The 15,780-nt window shown below is 58.4% G+C and carries 15 protein-coding genes and 1 pseudogene; 9 read left to right on the top strand and 7 right to left on the bottom strand.

Annotated features, from left to right (window positions below):
- The first annotated feature begins 148 nt into the window (after positions 1-148).
- Entirely contained in the window at positions 149-2,257 is a 2,109-nt protein-coding gene (locus VOM14_RS16500) for an FUSC family protein (protein ID WP_327629785.1), read from the top strand.
- 53 nt (positions 2,258-2,310) lie between these two features.
- Here the strand turns inward: VOM14_RS16500 and VOM14_RS16495 are convergent, their stop codons facing one another.
- From VOM14_RS16495 to VOM14_RS16470, 6 genes and pseudogenes are all read right to left on the bottom strand, one after another.
- Entirely contained in the window at positions 2,311-2,652 is a 342-nt protein-coding gene (locus VOM14_RS16495) for a GIY-YIG nuclease family protein (protein WP_327629784.1), read from the bottom strand.
- Between the two features lie 9 nt (positions 2,653-2,661).
- Positions 2,662-3,567 (bottom strand): annotated as a pseudogene (locus VOM14_RS16490) (GNAT family N-acetyltransferase); the annotation flags it as partial.
- A 605-nt stretch (positions 3,568-4,172) separates the two neighbouring features.
- Positions 4,173-6,104, bottom strand: coding sequence for a hypothetical protein (locus tag VOM14_RS16485; RefSeq protein ID WP_327629783.1), 1,932 nt, complete (start codon positions 6,102-6,104; stop codon positions 4,173-4,175).
- 2 nt (positions 6,105-6,106) lie between these two features.
- On the bottom strand, positions 6,107-6,622 hold the full coding sequence (locus VOM14_RS16480; RefSeq protein WP_327629782.1) for an ABC-three component system middle component 2: 516 nt from the start codon (positions 6,620-6,622) through the stop codon (positions 6,107-6,109).
- Positions 6,619-7,746 (bottom strand): ABC-three component system protein, encoded by a 1,128-nt coding sequence (locus VOM14_RS16475; protein WP_327629781.1) that lies wholly within the window; start codon positions 7,744-7,746, stop codon positions 6,619-6,621. Before VOM14_RS16475 ends, VOM14_RS16480 begins: the two co-directional genes overlap by 4 nt.
- Before the next feature lie 276 nt (positions 7,747-8,022).
- Entirely contained in the window at positions 8,023-8,259 is a 237-nt protein-coding gene (locus VOM14_RS16470) for a helix-turn-helix domain-containing protein (protein ID WP_327629780.1), read from the bottom strand.
- A 242-nt stretch (positions 8,260-8,501) separates the two neighbouring features.
- Here VOM14_RS16470 and VOM14_RS16465 point away from each other — a divergent pair, with 242 nt between their 5' ends.
- The 7 genes from VOM14_RS16465 to VOM14_RS16435 all read left to right on the top strand — a co-directional run bounded on the left by VOM14_RS16465 (position 8,502) and on the right by VOM14_RS16435 (position 13,762).
- Positions 8,502-8,927 carry a hypothetical protein gene (locus VOM14_RS16465; RefSeq protein WP_327629779.1) on the top strand — a complete coding sequence of 142 codons (426 nt, stop codon included), beginning with the start codon at positions 8,502-8,504 and terminating at the stop codon, positions 8,925-8,927.
- A gap of 275 nt (positions 8,928-9,202) precedes the next feature.
- Positions 9,203-9,781 carry a hypothetical protein gene (locus VOM14_RS16460; RefSeq protein ID WP_327629778.1) on the top strand — a complete coding sequence of 193 codons (579 nt, stop codon included), beginning with the start codon at positions 9,203-9,205 and terminating at the stop codon, positions 9,779-9,781.
- The gene (locus VOM14_RS16455; protein ID WP_327629777.1) at positions 9,778-10,161 is read left to right on the top strand and encodes a hypothetical protein; all 384 of its coding nucleotides are present in this window, start codon (positions 9,778-9,780) and stop codon (positions 10,159-10,161) included. Before VOM14_RS16460 ends, VOM14_RS16455 begins: the two co-directional genes overlap by 4 nt.
- Before the next feature lie 33 nt (positions 10,162-10,194).
- Positions 10,195-10,620: a putative phosphothreonine lyase domain-containing protein gene (locus VOM14_RS16450; RefSeq protein WP_327629776.1), complete on the top strand. Its 426-nt coding sequence runs from the start codon at positions 10,195-10,197 to the stop codon at positions 10,618-10,620.
- Positions 10,621-10,652: 32 nt separating this feature from the next.
- Positions 10,653-10,898, top strand: a complete 246-nt coding sequence (locus tag VOM14_RS16445; RefSeq protein ID WP_327629775.1) for a helix-turn-helix domain-containing protein — start codon at positions 10,653-10,655, stop codon at positions 10,896-10,898.
- A gap of 23 nt (positions 10,899-10,921) precedes the next feature.
- Complete coding sequence (locus tag VOM14_RS16440) at positions 10,922-11,746, top strand: SIR2 family NAD-dependent protein deacylase (RefSeq protein ID WP_442955546.1); 825 nt, start codon at positions 10,922-10,924, stop codon at positions 11,744-11,746.
- A 1,035-nt stretch (positions 11,747-12,781) separates the two neighbouring features.
- Positions 12,782-13,762, top strand: a complete 981-nt coding sequence (locus VOM14_RS16435) for an NADPH:quinone oxidoreductase family protein (RefSeq protein ID WP_327629774.1) — start codon at positions 12,782-12,784, stop codon at positions 13,760-13,762.
- A 381-nt stretch (positions 13,763-14,143) separates the two neighbouring features.
- On the opposite strand, the gene VOM14_RS16430 is transcribed toward VOM14_RS16435, so the two are convergent.
- Positions 14,144-14,890 (bottom strand): lipase family alpha/beta hydrolase, encoded by a 747-nt coding sequence (locus tag VOM14_RS16430; protein ID WP_327629773.1) that lies wholly within the window; start codon positions 14,888-14,890, stop codon positions 14,144-14,146.
- 274 nt (positions 14,891-15,164) lie between these two features.
- Between VOM14_RS16430 and VOM14_RS16425 the strand changes: the two genes are divergently transcribed.
- Positions 15,165-15,671: a phasin family protein gene (locus VOM14_RS16425; protein ID WP_327629772.1), complete on the top strand. Its 507-nt coding sequence runs from the start codon at positions 15,165-15,167 to the stop codon at positions 15,669-15,671.
- The last annotated feature ends 109 nt before the right edge of the window (positions 15,672-15,780 follow it).

The raw sequence follows: 15,780 nt of genomic DNA, 5'->3' as shown, positions 1-15,780 counted from the left end.
AGCCGAAGTGCATCCCGTCGATGCACCGAAGCCATTTCTATAACCAGGTGTAAACCCTTATGATTTGTGGCCCGTGGCGGATTGTCGCGCGGGCCTGGCTGCGACAACGCAGTCTGCAACGAGCGAGCTTTGGGAGCCCACCGTCCGGATGACGAACCGCAAGTCCAACCCGCCGTCTTCTGCGCCGCGCTGGTCCAATCGGCTGTATGCGATCGTCACCACGATTTATCGCAAGCGGCCGGTATGGATGGTGTCGTTCTCGGCGAGCGAGGCGAGTCTCTCCGAAGGCGTGCGCGCGGCGTGCGCGTCCACCGCGATGCTCGCGCTCGGCAATCTGCTGCACGATCCGACGTTCGCGTGGGCCGCGATCGGCGCGTTCTGGACCTGTCTCGCGGATGCCGCCGGTTCCAACCGCGCCCGGTTCGCCTCGATGATGGGCTTCGCGCTGCTCTCCACGCTATGCGGCGGGCTCACCGCGTTCGCCTCGGCCGAGGGAACCGCGGTCGCGGCGCTCGCGGTGCTCGTCTTCACGAGCCTCGGCGCCTTCGGGCGCATCTGGGGCGCCGCGACCTCGCAAGTGACGATACTCGCCGCGACCGCCTGCGTCGTGATGGTCGACCGCCCCATGCACGATGTCCGCGAAGGGCTCGCGTTTCTCGGCGTCTATCTGATCGGCTGTCTGTTCGCGGTGGCGCTCAGTCTGACCGTGTGGCGCATCCAACCGTTCGGGGCGAGCCGGTCGTCGTTGCGCGCGGTTTATCTGCGCCTCGCCGATATTGCGTTCGACAGCGCCCGTCTGCTCCAGCAGCGCAGCACGCCGCGCGAATGGGCCACGCATGCCGCCCAGTTCCGCGCCGACGCGCGCGCCGCGCTCGAGCGCTCGCGCAAGGCGCTGGCCAGCGTGCCCGCGACGCGAACCGGCGCCCGCGAAACCTACGACGCGCTGCTCGGCATGCTGACCGAAGGCGAGGCATTGTTCGCGTATCTGATCGCGGTGACGGGCGCGAGCGAAAAAATGATCGCCGATGCGGGCCGCGCGGCGCGCGCCGCTCGTCTGTTGACGTCCATGGGCGAAATACTGCGCGGCATGGGCGCCGATGCAAACGAAGCGCGCTCCACGCAACTCGCCGGGTCGCGCGCGCGTTTGCGGCGGCTCGCGCAGCGTCTGGAAACCGCGCTGATGGAGCCCGTCAAGCTGAAGTCGGACTTCGAACTGGTGGACTTCGCGCCAGCGGGCGCGCCTGCGTCGCATTGGCGCGACAGCGCGGCCATGGTGCTCGCGCGAGTCGGGTCGACGCTGAAGGCCAATCTCTCGGCGCAGTCCGTCGGCTTGCGTCACGCGGCGCGCGTCGGCGTGACGACGACCGCGGGCTTCCTCGTGATCCGCGCGTTGGGGCTGCCGTTCGGCTATTGGGCGACCATGGCGACGCTGCTGATCCTGCAGCCGTCGATTGGCGCGACGTGGCCGCGAAGCATCGAGCGCGCGGCGGGCAGCATCGTCGGCGGGGTGCTGGCGGCGGCCATTGGTTATGCGATTCATTCGCCGCTCGGCATTTCGTTCGCCGTCTTTCCGCTCGTGATGGCGACCATGGCGCTGCGCCCCGTCAGCTATAGCCTGTTCGTGCTGTTCCTCACGCCGGCGTTCGTGCTCGTGGCCGACTTCGCGACGCCGGGCGCGAATGAATTCGTGTTTGCGGTGACGCGCCTCGGCAACAATGTGCTCGGCTGCGTGCTGGCGCTGCTCGCGACCTTCTGCTTGTGGCCAACGCGTGAAAAGACCGACTACCGCGCGTTTCTGAGCGACGCCGTGCGCGCGAATCTCGCGTATCTGAATGCGGCGCTCGGTTCGCCTCGTCAAAGCGAGAAGGACATGGAGCGTTTGCGCCGGGCGGCGGGCCTTTGCAGCAATAACGCCGAGGAGGCGATCGCGCGGATTCGCCTCGAAAAACTCGAAGATTCGATGGTCGACACGGTCACGCTGACGGTGCTGAGCGTGCTGCGCAAGATGGCGGGCACGGCGACGCAGTTTCGGCTGAGCGCGAACCGGCATGTTGTGCCCGATGAACACGGCGAGCTTCGCGCGTGGATCGCGGCGGTGAGCGCGGATATCGAAGCCGCGTTGAACCGGACGATTCCGCCGCTGCGGCGCGAGTTGCCCGCGCGCGAGCGATTGACGTCGCTGGAAGCCGACGCGGTCGGCGAACTCGCGTTGATGCGGCGGCTTCTTACCGAGCGCATGCGCGAAGCGCGCGGCTAGGGCGCGCCGCTTTGTTCGGCGGGCGCGGGCTCATGCGCGAATTAAGGCGGGGGCTAAGGCGCGACCCCAGGCGCGGACTCGGACTCAGCCGCGACCTCAGCCGCGACCGCAGCCGCGACCGCAGCCAGCGGCACGACCGAGTCGAGCGTCCGCGCGCCTGCCGCGAGCGAGCGCTTTTCCGAAGGCGTCAAACGCTTCACCCAATACTCGGCGCGTGAAGCGCTGGAACGGTCCGCCAGTTCGAACGATGCCAGCACGCGCACCGGTTTGCGCGAGCGCGTATAGCGCGCGCCCGCGCCGCTCACGTGCTTGTGAAAGCGCGCCTGAACGTCGGTGGCGATGCCGGTATAGACGCTGCCATCCGAGCATTCGAGCAGATAGAGAAACCACGCCATAAACGCGCGTCAGCCTTTGAACGGATTGTGTTCGCGCAGCTCGTCCACATACGCGTGGATGCTGTTCTTTTCGTTGTCGAGGAAATGCCCGACCGCATCGGCGAAAGCGGGGTGCGCGAGCCAGTGCGCCGAGCGCGTGACAGTCGGCAGAAATCCGCGCGCCATTTTGTGTTCGCCCTGAGCGCCGCCTTCAAAGGCGCCGAGCTTTTCTTCGATGCAGAATTCGAGCGGCTGATAGTACGCGGTCTCGAAGTGCAGGCACGGCACGTGTTCGAGCGCCCCCCAGTAGCGGCCGTACAGCGTGCCGCCGGTTTGCGCGTCGCGCTGATACACGACGAGCGAGCTTGCGATCGGCTTGCCGTCGTATTCGGCGATCACGAGCAGCAGATTCTCCGGCATGGACGCGCCGATCATCCGGAAAAAATCGAGGTTCAGATACGGACTCGAAAAGTGCTCGCGATACGTTTGCCGATAACACTTGCTGAAGAAGCGCCAGTCCGCGTCCTGAATGTCCTCGCCGCGAATGCGGCGCATCGTGATGCCGGCCTCGTGAACCTTGCGGCGTTCCGCGCGAATGTTCTTGCGCTTCTTCTGTTCGAGCGTGGAAAGGAAATCGTCGAAGTCGCGGTAGCCGTCGTTCAGCCAGTGAAACTGCACGCCTTCGCGTTGCATCATGCCCATGTCGGTGAGCGCGCTGGCTTCCGTTCCGGTTGGAAAGAGCACATGCAGCGACGACACATCGGCTTGCTCGGCGAACGCCATCAGCGTGGCCGCGAGATGCCGCAAGGCATGCGGGTCCGCGCTGAGCAGACGGTTGCCTTGCACCGGCGTGAACGGCACGGCGCACAGGAGCTTCGGGTAATACGGCAAACCGTTGCGCTTGTAGGCGTCGGCCCAGGCCCAATCGAACACGTATGTCGTAGCTCTACCAGTGGCCGTTCGTGTCCGAGTAGGGTTTACATGCATTGAATCTTTAAGATTTCGAAGGCGACCGCAGGGCGCCGAGCTGCTTTTGGGTTGAGGGCAAGCATGCCCGAAACCGGGTGGGGGTCTGGGGGAGGGGCCGAAAAAATATAACACAACCTGCTGAAAATACATTGGGGTTTTATTGATTTAGGCTCTACTGTTAACCCATCCCAATGACTGGCCGCGGAGATGAGGCGATGAAAGTAACTGCTCCGACTATTCCAGACGTCATTATCGAATCCGACCGTGATTGTCGCGTTTATGATTATTTGGTTCAGACATGTGGAATCGCACGGGTTACTAATGCAAGGAATCAATTGCCAGGTGGGACGCGGCCTTACGTCTCGAATCTGGCGAAGAAGCTTGGCGTGACGATTCCGGACGCCGTCGTTATTACCCCGAGGGAGGAGGCTAGACGGCATCTCGCTGAAATAAAGAAGATTATCCGACCTGTTTAATAGTCGACGTCAGTCTTTGCGGGTCTGAGTCGGGCCGCGCGGCACCGATTATCAGGTTTCCCCAACTGCGTCAGTGCCAAGCGCGGTATTGGAATATCAGTTCGCTCGTGCGGATTTTCCCGGGATAAATCCAGCACGTTCATCTGCTTTCGCGTCTTCGCCTGCAAACCACTGATAATGAACTTCGGCGGCGATTTCGGTAGGCGGCTCTTTGTTTTCTATCACTATGACCTGTATATCTTTTGAGGTCTTAGCGAGTGACTCCCAGAAAGCTGCTTCAATACCTGCGTCAACCTGTCCGTTTTCTCCTTTCACAGTCTGGTTCTTTTTCTTCTTATAGCTTGTAAGCGGCGAGTCGATAACAATCAAGCCGGGATGCGGGCGATTGTTTTTTGCAGTGTATCGCAGAAGGCCAATAACAAACGCAGCGTATAGGACTGCCCGGACACCTTTACCGGAGGACTGGCGCGGCTTCCCATCGACAATAATGTCGAACGCCTTTTCATCGAATTCGACACATGGAGTTCCTTTCCATGCCCACTCGACTAGGACAGCTTGAATCTCCGCGCAAAATTCCTCGAGCTCTTTCGGCGGGATGCCGGCCCAGGTTTGCTTTGGCGCGCCACTCTCGGCGAGGGCGGAATTAATATCATTTTGGAGTTTGACCAAACTTTGCCAACGTTCTCGTTCGACTCGCGTAGCCTCACGTTCGGTGTGTCGACTCACGAGTTGCTCAAGGCGCTGCGTCGTGAACTCCAAACGTGGGGCCAAAGTGCGACTCAACTCGGTATTCAACGATTGGAGTTCTTTGTCGATGGTGCTTTTTTCACCTTCGACCAAGCCTTGACGAACCTCAAGGTCGCGAATCGCCGCCGCTAAGTCGGTTCGATGCGCGTGTATTTTTGCAGCTTCGGCCACAGCTGACTCTCGTATTGGTCGAGCGGCGGAATCCGGACTGTGCGAGTGGCCGGGTACCATTATCTGGTCACAAACAGGACAAGGGACATCCTGAAGCGCATCGAAATAGAAAGAGCTTTCGGAAATGAAGTCCAACCTGTCCAAGTCAGAGGTGTACCGCTCGTCCAGCAGTCGATACCTCGAAAGAAGTTCACGGATGCCGAGCAGCTGAGAATCGGTCTTCAGGATATTGCGAGTTGCTTCTTGTGACTGTTCTTGGAGTGCGTCCCGAGAGGTGGCAAGATTCTCTAGTTCGCCGGTCAGGCTACCAATCAACGTGTCTAGCTCTGTATCGTCTGTCGACACACCCGACACACCCGACACACCCGACACACCCGACGCACCCGACGCACCCGACGCACCCGACGCACCCGACGCACCCGGCGCACCCGGCGACGCGAAGCGCTCGTTCAGAGGTTGCAGCATCTCGTCAACAAGTTCGAGCTTTGCCTTCAGTCGCGCCTTCACGATTTCGTTCTTCTCACCGGCGGCGACGCTTCCATCGTCAATCCCAGTCAAGACGTACGAAAGCGCGCGTTTCCGGGCCGTGTCGCCGAATGCGGGCTTCCCCGTTACAGGGGAGTATTGGTCGATGACAGAGACTTCGTCGATGAGGAATAGCGGCTCAATCGTCCGGATGGTAAAGCGTTGAGTTTCGCCACCAACATTCTTCCGGAGGCGAGCTTCGTTGATGTCCGCAAACGGCAGCAGGACCGATGTGACGTCGGGGCCTTTGCTCAGGCCTTTTCTCGTCGGCGCTATCGGCTCACCATCTCCCGAAATATCATCGATGGGTACCCGATATGCCATCAGATTGCCGCCATTCGTCGGGCGCACCAATGTGATGGTTTCATCGTTTGAGTTCACGAATTCGACGGCGAGGTGCGTGTACGGCACCGCTTCGTCGACATGCTTCAGCTTATCCGCTCCAAGGATGAAGTTGATGCATTCCAGGAGAAAGCTTTTTCCAGTGTCAGACTCGCCCGCGAGCACGTTGGCGCCGCTGTAGAACTGGACGATTGCGTCTTCCAGCCCAGCTCCCCGGAGCAGAATCTTTCTGATTTGAAGCATAGTCAAAGTTCCAGTAAATCAACGGCGGTGAGGCGGTCGAACTCTGTGCCCCATCGTCCCACGTTTTGCGCCATGAAAGCCTCGAGTTCCTGGTCGGTGTAACGACCAAACCGGTCGACTATCCAGTTCGCTCTCACGCCCAACTCGTGCGCGTAGGCAGATTTCAGTAGCTTGAGGAACGCGGCCGTCATATCGGTAGCCCGGTACAGGAAACCTTGCGGGGCAAAGACGATTTCAATCAATTCCTTCGCCAGCATCTGGGTCAGCCCAGTGTGGATGACATTCCGCTTCACGAGCAGCTCCGTACCTCGATGGGGCATTGCCGGATGCAAGCTGGCTGGACCATCATCCACGTCACCGGAGTGGACAAGCAGGTAGTCGTAAGATACAAGCCGCTGAAGGTCCATTGCGTGACCGTGTGCCGCGTTGAGGATGAACAGCGTCCGGAGCCCATACTCCAGAGCCGAGTTGAACGGGCGGACTTGAGGCATTCGGATTGGCTTGTCCGCCCTATTCATGGATTGCACCAATCGAGAATGTCTTCGTTCGCCATCTGGTGGCACATGCCTTCACGGTCTTTACTGCTCACGTGGGGTGCCAGCGGGTGTGGTCCAAGTTGAATCGCTTGGGCGGCGGTCACCGTCGCCTTCAGGCGGTCCATCGGACTTCCGTTGGCGTCGGTGTATTGGTGGTACAGCCCGTCGCTGAATTCGGTCAGCAGCGAATCGAAATAGGCCTGGTCCGCCATCTGGTCTCGAGCCAGCTCTTTGAGTCCTTCCGCGCTGTAGAACACCAGTCGAGAGCGCTCGAATAACCGCGCGTGACGATGGCTATGCTTGAAATCTGCTGCGTCAACGACCTTCGTGCCAAGAGCGTCGCCGATTACGCTGTACAACTGTTCGATGTACCTCGTCTCGTTTGCTGCGACCGTCGATGGCGGCGGGGGAGGCGGAGGCCTTTCCAGCAAGGGTGCGCCGAACACCGTCAGGTGATATTTGGTTTGAGCGTGCTCGGCGATTAAGTCGTGAGGCTGCTTCGCGGAGAAGATGCTGAAGTCGAAGCTCAAGATGTGCTTCTTGAGCTCGGGAGTGAGCGCGATGGTCTGCTTCGAAGTTATGGACTTTGAGTAGTCATCCCAAGAATCAACCATCTTATTCTGAAGGTCGGCCGGCACGTCAAGCAAGTCTTGGAACGGGGAGGTGACGCCCTTGTGCGTCACGAAAGAATAGCTTTCGGGCGCCGTGTAGTCGCCGATGTGCGTGTAATACAGCACCTTCGCTATCTCGATGCCCGCTTTCGACAAACCGAGGTTGGCGTCATAGTGCTTGCATTGGTAGAGCTGCCAGCGCCTTGGGGTCACGTTCGATGCGTCGAGCCAGACGACAACGTCTCGACCTTTATCCCCAGAGCCTCCCCGGACTTGTACCTCGACCGCATTGATTTGCTTTGCGAGGAAATCGCTCGCCCACTCGAGCGTGAATCGCTCGAAGTCGTCGGCGCTGAATTGGGCTAGGCGGTCCAGTGGGGCGACAGGAAGGCCAACTCCCAAGCCCAGCATTCGAGCATTGGCACCGGGCCAAGGTGTTGGCGACGGCAATGCGGATAGCGCGACGTTCCCGCTTGCTTTGGTGGTCTTTGCCAAAGTCCCCTCGGATATATGATTTTTCGGTTTCAACAAATCTTACTTGAACGAAGTGCATGCGAGAACGCCACGCATTCATTCGTGCCTGCTATGCAACCGAGCGAGTCCGATTGCCGGCCAGCTCCTTTAGCGGGCAGGCTTTCACAACTTTGGCCCAAGCTCCAAAATTACAAATCTTTCGCTCCGGCCAATCTCTGACCCTTGTGGTGCCGGACGACCTCTCTATCGTTTGGTCCACCACGAAACACCCATACAGCCTTTGAGACCTCTGCGCGGTTAAGGACCCAAGAGAACCACCGGGTCGACTTCGAGACCCTGAGCAAGTCTTTGGAGATTATCGACGGAGACGTTAGTTGCCGAACGCTCGACCTGACTGACATATGTCCGGTGAAACCCACATAGGTCGCTGAGCTGTTCTTGTGATAGTCCCTTTTCAGCACGCAGCTTGCGTACAGTGCTAGCAACGCGCCGGCGTAGGTATGGGTCGAATTCTTTGCGCTCAGTATTGGTCATGGACCGGAATTTCGCCTAACGCGGAAATTCCGTCTACCGGCTATACGTCTACCGTTTTTTAGTCTACTGGGTATACATCTCATTCGAACGTGTCTATCATAACGCTGTGTTGTCGCTCCAACACCGGCGGATGGGCCGCGGGCATGCGCTGCAAACCTCTTTTCACGCTATACGAGGCGGGTATGGAATCCAGAAGAAGTAATGCGAGGCGCAGAGCCGTGATGTCGCGTTTGGAGAGCATCATGCATGCTACGGCGGGCAATACCGTTCCAGAGACTCAACCGATAACGGAGTCGGCCGCTGCGGCCAACATCGATTCTCTGGACATACTGGAAGTGCTTTTCATGCTCTGCAAAAAGGACGGGCTTCAGGTGACGGGCGACCCAAAAAGCGCGTTTGCGCATTTTGATTCGGGCACGCGCACCCTGCACGTGTACGCGCGGAATATGAACGCGGTCGACATCTCCTCGGACCCGAAAGCCACCATGCTTGCGGCCCTGGACTACGCCCAGGTGCAGGGTGCTAGCTTCGAGGTGGGTGACGGCTTCGCTGTCTGCACGGTAAAAGGCGTTACCGCTCACGGGTACACGTATGGGGAGGCTGCCGTGCGTGCACTTGCAAAACTGAAGGCGTCGCCAAGGTCCCAGACATCGACAGCCGAGACATAACGCAGACCCTGCACTAGGGGCGAGAAGGCGCTCCAGATGGCGGGTTTCGGAGTTCGAGGGATTGACGGATTGCTCAGCAGTCGACCTTGGCGCGATACGTTCTCTAACCAACTCTTGCCGCCATGAATCGAATCACGACCAAAAGAGTTGCAACGCCGCGGCCGTCTCACCAAAGGCGAGACGCGCCTTCGCCGGAAGAAGCGCGGCTTGCGCGGATAGACCATGCGATTCATCGTGCGGTCGTTGCTGCTGTCCTGGTTGACCCAATAGGCGCCATGGCACTTCTCGACATCCCCGATGAGGAGCTAGGCCGGCTAATCAAATATCGTGTGTGGCAAATCGTCGGCGCGGCAACCATTCTCAATCTCGACATCCAGTCGATGCGTGAAGAAGAAGAGAAGCTACGCAAGCGAGCTAGCCGTATCTCGAAATCGCAAACACCGCACGAAGATTTGACACAGAGCGCCTTGGAGGGCTCGCAGCATAGCCCCCTTGTGCGCGAAGGAAAATTGCTACCCGCACAAGACTACTGCAGGGCAACAGGTATCACGGAGAAGAAGCTAAACAAGTATCTCGGGTCAGCGCGAATCTTCAGCGTTGAAATGGCGCAAGAGACGTACATCCCGGCGTTCTTTCTTTCATCATTGATTCACCGGGATGCCTTCGCGAAGGTCATACGTCGATTGGGCATCGCTACATCGGGACTGGATAAATGGCATTTCTTCACCACACCAATCGCAGACCTTAGAGGCTCCACGCCGCTCCAAGTCCTCGCGATGAACGACGTCACCGCAGTGGCTAAGGCTGCCGATGGTTTTGCGAAGCACATAGCCTCCGAGTCACCTAGGCTGTGAAGGATTTTCTACGCCTCGTTCTTCAAAATGCGTGGTTGTTGGTCGTACCGGCAGTCGGGTTCGTGCTCAGCTTGGTCGTTCTGCGCACCAAAAGGCGATACGTGAAAGAAGGTGTTTTGTTTAGACGCTTGTCTACTGCAGAGCGCGCCAACCGCCACCCAAAATCAACGGAAGAAGAGATGAACGCGGATAGCCACATCGACCTCGAAATTGCGCTTCGCAAGTTCCACGAGTTGGGTTTGGAGGACGGGGACTTAGGATATGCCTACTGGCATGAAGTCGGACAGTTGTTGAAACGAGCGGCCGGCATGCAGTCGCGAATAGATGAGCTCAGGAAAAAATTAGAACAATGTCGCGCGAGGCCCAGCAAAGCGGATTAATACGAAAGCAACGCCGGACGCGAGGACGCTTCAATGAAGGAAGGAATTGGTGCGGAAGAGAGATTGTTCAGAAAATCGGACAAGCCGTCTGAGGACTTGAGTTGCAACTGGCACTATAAGAAGTCCCCGAGCTACAACGACTTTGCCTCGACAAATGTATCTGGGAAATGGTGCATCTTTATGAGCCCCACCGACGTGGACGAGGCGTGGAGCAAAATCAGTGGTGCTATCGAGAATGACCAGCTGATATGTGCCAAGGTGTCCACCGCTCTGCGCAGCATGGGTCGCGATGGGCACGTCATCTGTGTCTACACGCGTGACTGGGCCGATAGGCAGGACCTCATGCGTGCCCGCGAAGTGCTGCGGTCGCTGGGCCTCGTGAAGGAGCTCGGCTACAAGCGTGACATTGATACACGGAATAGGATTTACGGCGCTGGCGAGTGGTACCTCCGTGCATAGTCTGAGCCGCGCAATCTAACTGGACAGCCACAATGTCGACGAACGCGAAGATTCTACCGCCGCCTGACGCCGACGATTTCATGTCCACCGCCGAAGCCGCGAAGCTGCTATTCGTGTCCCGTCCACATGTCGTGAAGCTGCTCAAGCAAGACAAACTCAAGCTTCACCACAAAGCTGGGAACATACGATTCCTGACGAAGGCGTCAGTGCTGGCCTATCAGGCGCACCAGCGTGCTGCGGAAGAAGCCTACCAAGCTTCAACAGGTGACAACGAATGAGCGGAATCTAAAGGAGTCTACCCGTGTCCGATTCGCAAGGTGAGGAGCTGGAGAAAGCTGTCGCTTGGCTGCGAGAGGCAGACGGTTTGCTCATCACAGCTGGCGCCGGCATGGGCGTCGACTCGGGCCTTCCTGATTTCCGTGGGCAGGAAGGTTTCTGGCGAGCGTACCCCGCGCTTCGGCATCAAGGCCTCTCGTTCGAGGACATGGCAAACCCAGCAAGGTTTGCGGAGCATCCGGAACTTGCATGGGGCTTTTACGGGCACCGATTGAGGCTTTACCGGTGCACCGTTCCACACGAAGGCTTCGCGATATTGCGCCGATGGGCTGACCGCATGAGTCATGGGGCGTTCGTTTTCACGAGCAATGTCGATGGACAGTTCCAAAAGGCCGGGTTCCCGGAACACCGTGTGCACGAATGCCATGGGTCGATTCACGCACTCCAATGTCTGGAGACATGTACGGACGAGACGTGGTCGGCGAGAGATTTTCATCCGCTCGCAATTGAAACAACCTCCGAGTTGGAGAGCCCGATGCCCCGTTGCCCTCGTTGTGGCGCTCTCGCGCGTCCGAATATCCTGATGTTTGGAGACTGGGGTTGGGTTGGCCTTCCCTATGAGAAACAGCAGCAGCGACTCGCAGCTTGGATTTCTTCAGTGTCGAAGCTTGTTGTGGTCGAAGTTGGTGCCGGGAAAGCCTTGCCGACGGTACGACGTTTCAGCGAACGATTCTCGGCGCAGAGGCTCATTCGAATCAACCTTCGGGAGTCGGACACGAACCCGTCGCATGGAGTTGGTTTACAAGGCCCCGCCGCTGCAATGCTCAAAATGCTTGACGCCCAGTTGTGAGTTTTCGTAAATCACAGTCAACCGCATAGTGCGGGTACACCTCGGCAGCCAGGTGTTTGCGCTCCGCTGGGCGAAATGGCGCGCAGGGCGACGACATGCGAGGCGTGTCCGGTGGTCACACCGACTCGGCAGTTGCCACAGCTATAGAGAACGACATGACAGACCGACGCGTGCCTGATGATTTTCCGAGAGAGCCGGACCCAGGTTCTGTAACCGGGGTTCAACCAAAACTTCTCGTTCGCGAAGTCGATGGGCGCTATCAAAGCGGTCTCACGGAGGAGGAACTGTGGGTACGTTACGACGCGTGTGAGGACCTTGCTGGTCAGCTATCCGCGTATGTCTCACGAAAGATTAATACCGCTGGTCTGTCGCCAGACGTGGCGTTGACGCGGGCCGAGAAAGGCGTGAGATTGAAGGTCGACGCTGGCGAGTGGGACTTCTCCCAACGTGAGGTGGCTTGGGTTATGAAGCGCACGCGGGAACTGCTACCGGCTGCGACCGATGACTAGCGAGCCCATCCGTTGGGAAAGCCGACGCAGCCGACGGAAACAGCAGGTTCTATTCCACGGCTACCTCGGTAACACTTATCCTGCGCAGAATCGCGCATTGTAGCTGGTAAATTCGGAACGAGTCGTCCTCTGCGTGCGAGCCGTGCCGTAGGGAGCTGATGGTGATAGATGTAACTGCGAGATAAACGTGGCGGGGCTCGAACTTAAGCCGACGCGCTGCACTGACGAGCAATCTCTGCGACAGAGTATGCGAGACAAGTTACAGCAGGACATTCCGTTCCGGTTATGCAATCAATCTATGTCAGTTATCCAGCATTAGCCGATTCCGGCCACGGTCTACCTTGGTTACAGCCACTTTGCAGTAAGCTGGCCATGGAGGACCATACTCTCAACGCACAGCCGTCCGGCTTTTGCGTTCAACCTGCGCACGCCGCACGCAACTGCTGGGCACACATCGCGGAACATTCTCGCGGCACATCGAACTCCGAAGCGAATGTGCAAACTTCATTAGCCTCTGGAGGCTTCAATGCATCGAGCGGTCGTTAAAGCATTTGAAAGTCCACCTGTTATAACTTTCGAAACGGCCGAGAGGCCTGCTCGGGCGGAAGGCGAGGTTGTATTGCGCGTGACTGCCACGGCGCTCGGCTTTGTCGACGGACTGATTGTCCAAGGCAAGTATCAGCTGAAGCCCGACCTTCCGTATGTGCCCGGAGGTGAAATAGCCGGAGTCGTCGTAGATGTGGGCGATGGCGTGAGAGGCATCGCTACAGGAAGCAGGGTTGCGGTTTGGCAGTTTGGTGGTGGCCTTGCCGAGTATGCAGTCGCGAAGGCCGAAGACGTAATTGCTCTGCCCGATGGTATTGACGACAGCGTGGCGGCTTGCGCTCTCGTCGATTACCTGACGGCTCACTATGCTTTGTTCGTGCGGGGTCGCCTAAGGCCCGGTGAAACGGCGCTGGTGCTGGGAGCCGCGGGCGGAGTCGGGCAGGCTGCGGTTCAGCTTGCATCCTCTAAATCCGCCAGAGTGCTAGCCGTTGTCTCGTCGCAAGATAAGGCGGCGAGGGTTTTGGAACTTGGCGCCACCGAGACCGTTGAACTGGAACCAGACGGTCCTGCATTGCGCGACCAACTCCGCGCAATGTCTGTAGACGGGGCGATTGACGTGATTGTCGACCCTGTCGGAGGCGCAACTTCGGAGGCGGCGTTTCGTTCACTCGCCAAGGGAGGTCGACATCTCGTTGTGGGCTTTGCGTCCGGGACCATACCGAAGCTGCCGACGAATCTTGCGTTACTTAAATCGGCGAGTCTTATCGGAGTGGATGTCCGGCATTTTTTCGGCGCTCACAAACAGGAGGCGCTTGCCGCGGCCGGCGGGTTGTTCCAGCAATTTGCGAATAAGTCGTTCCAGCCAGTGGCGTACATCGAGCATTCGTTGGACGAGGCGCAACAAGCATTTGCGATGCTCGCTAAGCGGAGCAGACTTGGCAAAGTCTTGGTCAAGCCATAGGTAGTCGTCAAGGCGTACCGAAGGCCTCGGTCATCAGAAAGTCAGTCAAGCACTTCGCGTGCAGCGGGGCGCCCATTCCTGTTCTCTTAGACCACGACCGATTCCCAGTCCCATGCATTCGAATCGCTTTGATTGCGGAGCGAGCAGGATTTGTCGGCAACTCCTTTCGACTTGTCGGAGTACGCGCTGACCAGCTTGCGACCGTCACGGTCGCAACGTGGATGCTTAGATTTCGCATTGGCCGATGGCGTCTGCGAGACGGTTTTCGGACCGCGCAGCCAATGCCACCTGATAGTCGCCGCGAACTTTTGTGCGCTTGCATAGAGTCAACATCAAGCTGGAACAACCTCCTTAGCCTGTTGGAAGGTCGCATTCGAGAAACTATTGACCTGCGGCCCGCATTATCGCCTGCCCAGGACCGTCACGATGCTGGGCGAGGAGGCCCGCCGCCACGCGTAGCACTTCCGGATGCTGGACCATGCCCAGATGACTCACGTCTTCCACTTCGATGTTGCGGTGGTTCGTTGACCCGGTCGACACGCATGCTTCCCACGCAACAATGCCGTCCGTTTTCGAGTAGACCGAAGCCCATGGGACAGGCACATCGGCATCGGAGCGGCGCGTTGAAACCTGGCTCATTGGAGCAATGCCGCTGCTGAGCATGTTCAGCAGCCATCCGACGTGGGTGGCTTCCCAGTTGTCGGCAACAGGTGTAGCCAGCGTGATGACCTGGCGCACAAGTTCTGGATGTTTCGCCGCTAACTCACGGGCGTAGATACCTCCATAGCTCCAGCCGACCAGAGAGACCGAACTTCGATGCCACGCATGTATCTGCTTCAGATGGTCACCCAGGCGTTCGAGCATTAGGTCATGGTCGGCACCTGGCCCGAAATTGACACCTTGTTCCCAATCGTGAACTTCGTATCCCACTTGCTGCAGACGATTGCGCAGGTCCGACGTCGCGGCCCCGTTGACACCTAGCCCGGGGAACACCAGTACCGGGTGACCGTCGCCCGGCGGCAATGGGACAGCGAGGGGAGCCATACCGGCAATGTAGTCGGCTGCCGCGCGAAGCGGTTCAAGAACGAAGAGTGTTGCTGACGGCGGCGTGAGTTCAACCCGTTTCATTGCATCTCCAAGAGCGCGAGTTCGTGCGACACGTCAGTATGCACCACAATTGCTGCGGTGCAGCATGAATTTAAAGAGTCAAAGCGGGAGGCCACCTTGCTGCAGGAGCCATCTTGCTACGCTGTACTGAAGCGGGAATGAAGGCAAGTCACAAAAGACGATGGGCAAAATAAGAATTTGACTTCACTAGAATTGCGGCTATCATGAAATCGAATTGCTGCACCGCAGCATGTGAACGGGGCGACATCCGGCCCTGCCTTTTTTGGAGTCGAATATGACCAACCTCATCCCCGAACAAACGATTGTTGCATCCAAGGCAAGCGTCGACACAGCCTTCGGTCTGGCGAGCAAGGTTTTTCAAGGATTCGAAAAGCTCGTTGAACTTAATGCGCAGACGGTCAGGACGACGCTTGCCGAGGCGCAAGGTTTCGCTGCCAAGTCGCTCACTAGCAATGCGCCGCAAGCAGCGTTTGCAGTTGAGGAAGACCAGCTACGCGCCGGTTTTCAGAAGACTCAGGCCTATTGGACACACGTGAAGGAAATTGTGTCGAGCATCCAGGCTGAATTCACCGCGGTGGGCAAAGCGGTCCTCAAGCAACCTTCATTTGACGCGAAGGCGTGGTTCGACAACATGTCGAAAAATGCATTGCCGGGCAGCGACGCGTTTCTGGCCGTCTGGAAGTCGGGTCTGGGCGCGGCTAACCAGTCTGCTAGCGCGGCGTATGCAACTGCCACGAAGTCGGCTACAAAGACTGTCAAAACCGCGGTCAGCGAAGCGTAGTATTCGCTCGTGCCTGGAGACCTTAACACTGGCGCGAGAAAGTCTGCGAGTGAGCTCGACAATGAAGCTCCAGGTCGAGTAGCAGGGGAAGGAGTCCCGGTCTTCGGAC

Source organism: Paraburkholderia sp. MPAMCS5, assembly GCF_036016995.1.
Lineage (GTDB): Bacteria > Pseudomonadota > Gammaproteobacteria > Burkholderiales > Burkholderiaceae > Paraburkholderia.
The sequence above is the reverse complement of the archived record's forward strand: the minus strand, read 5'-3'. Positions and strand labels throughout refer to the sequence as shown.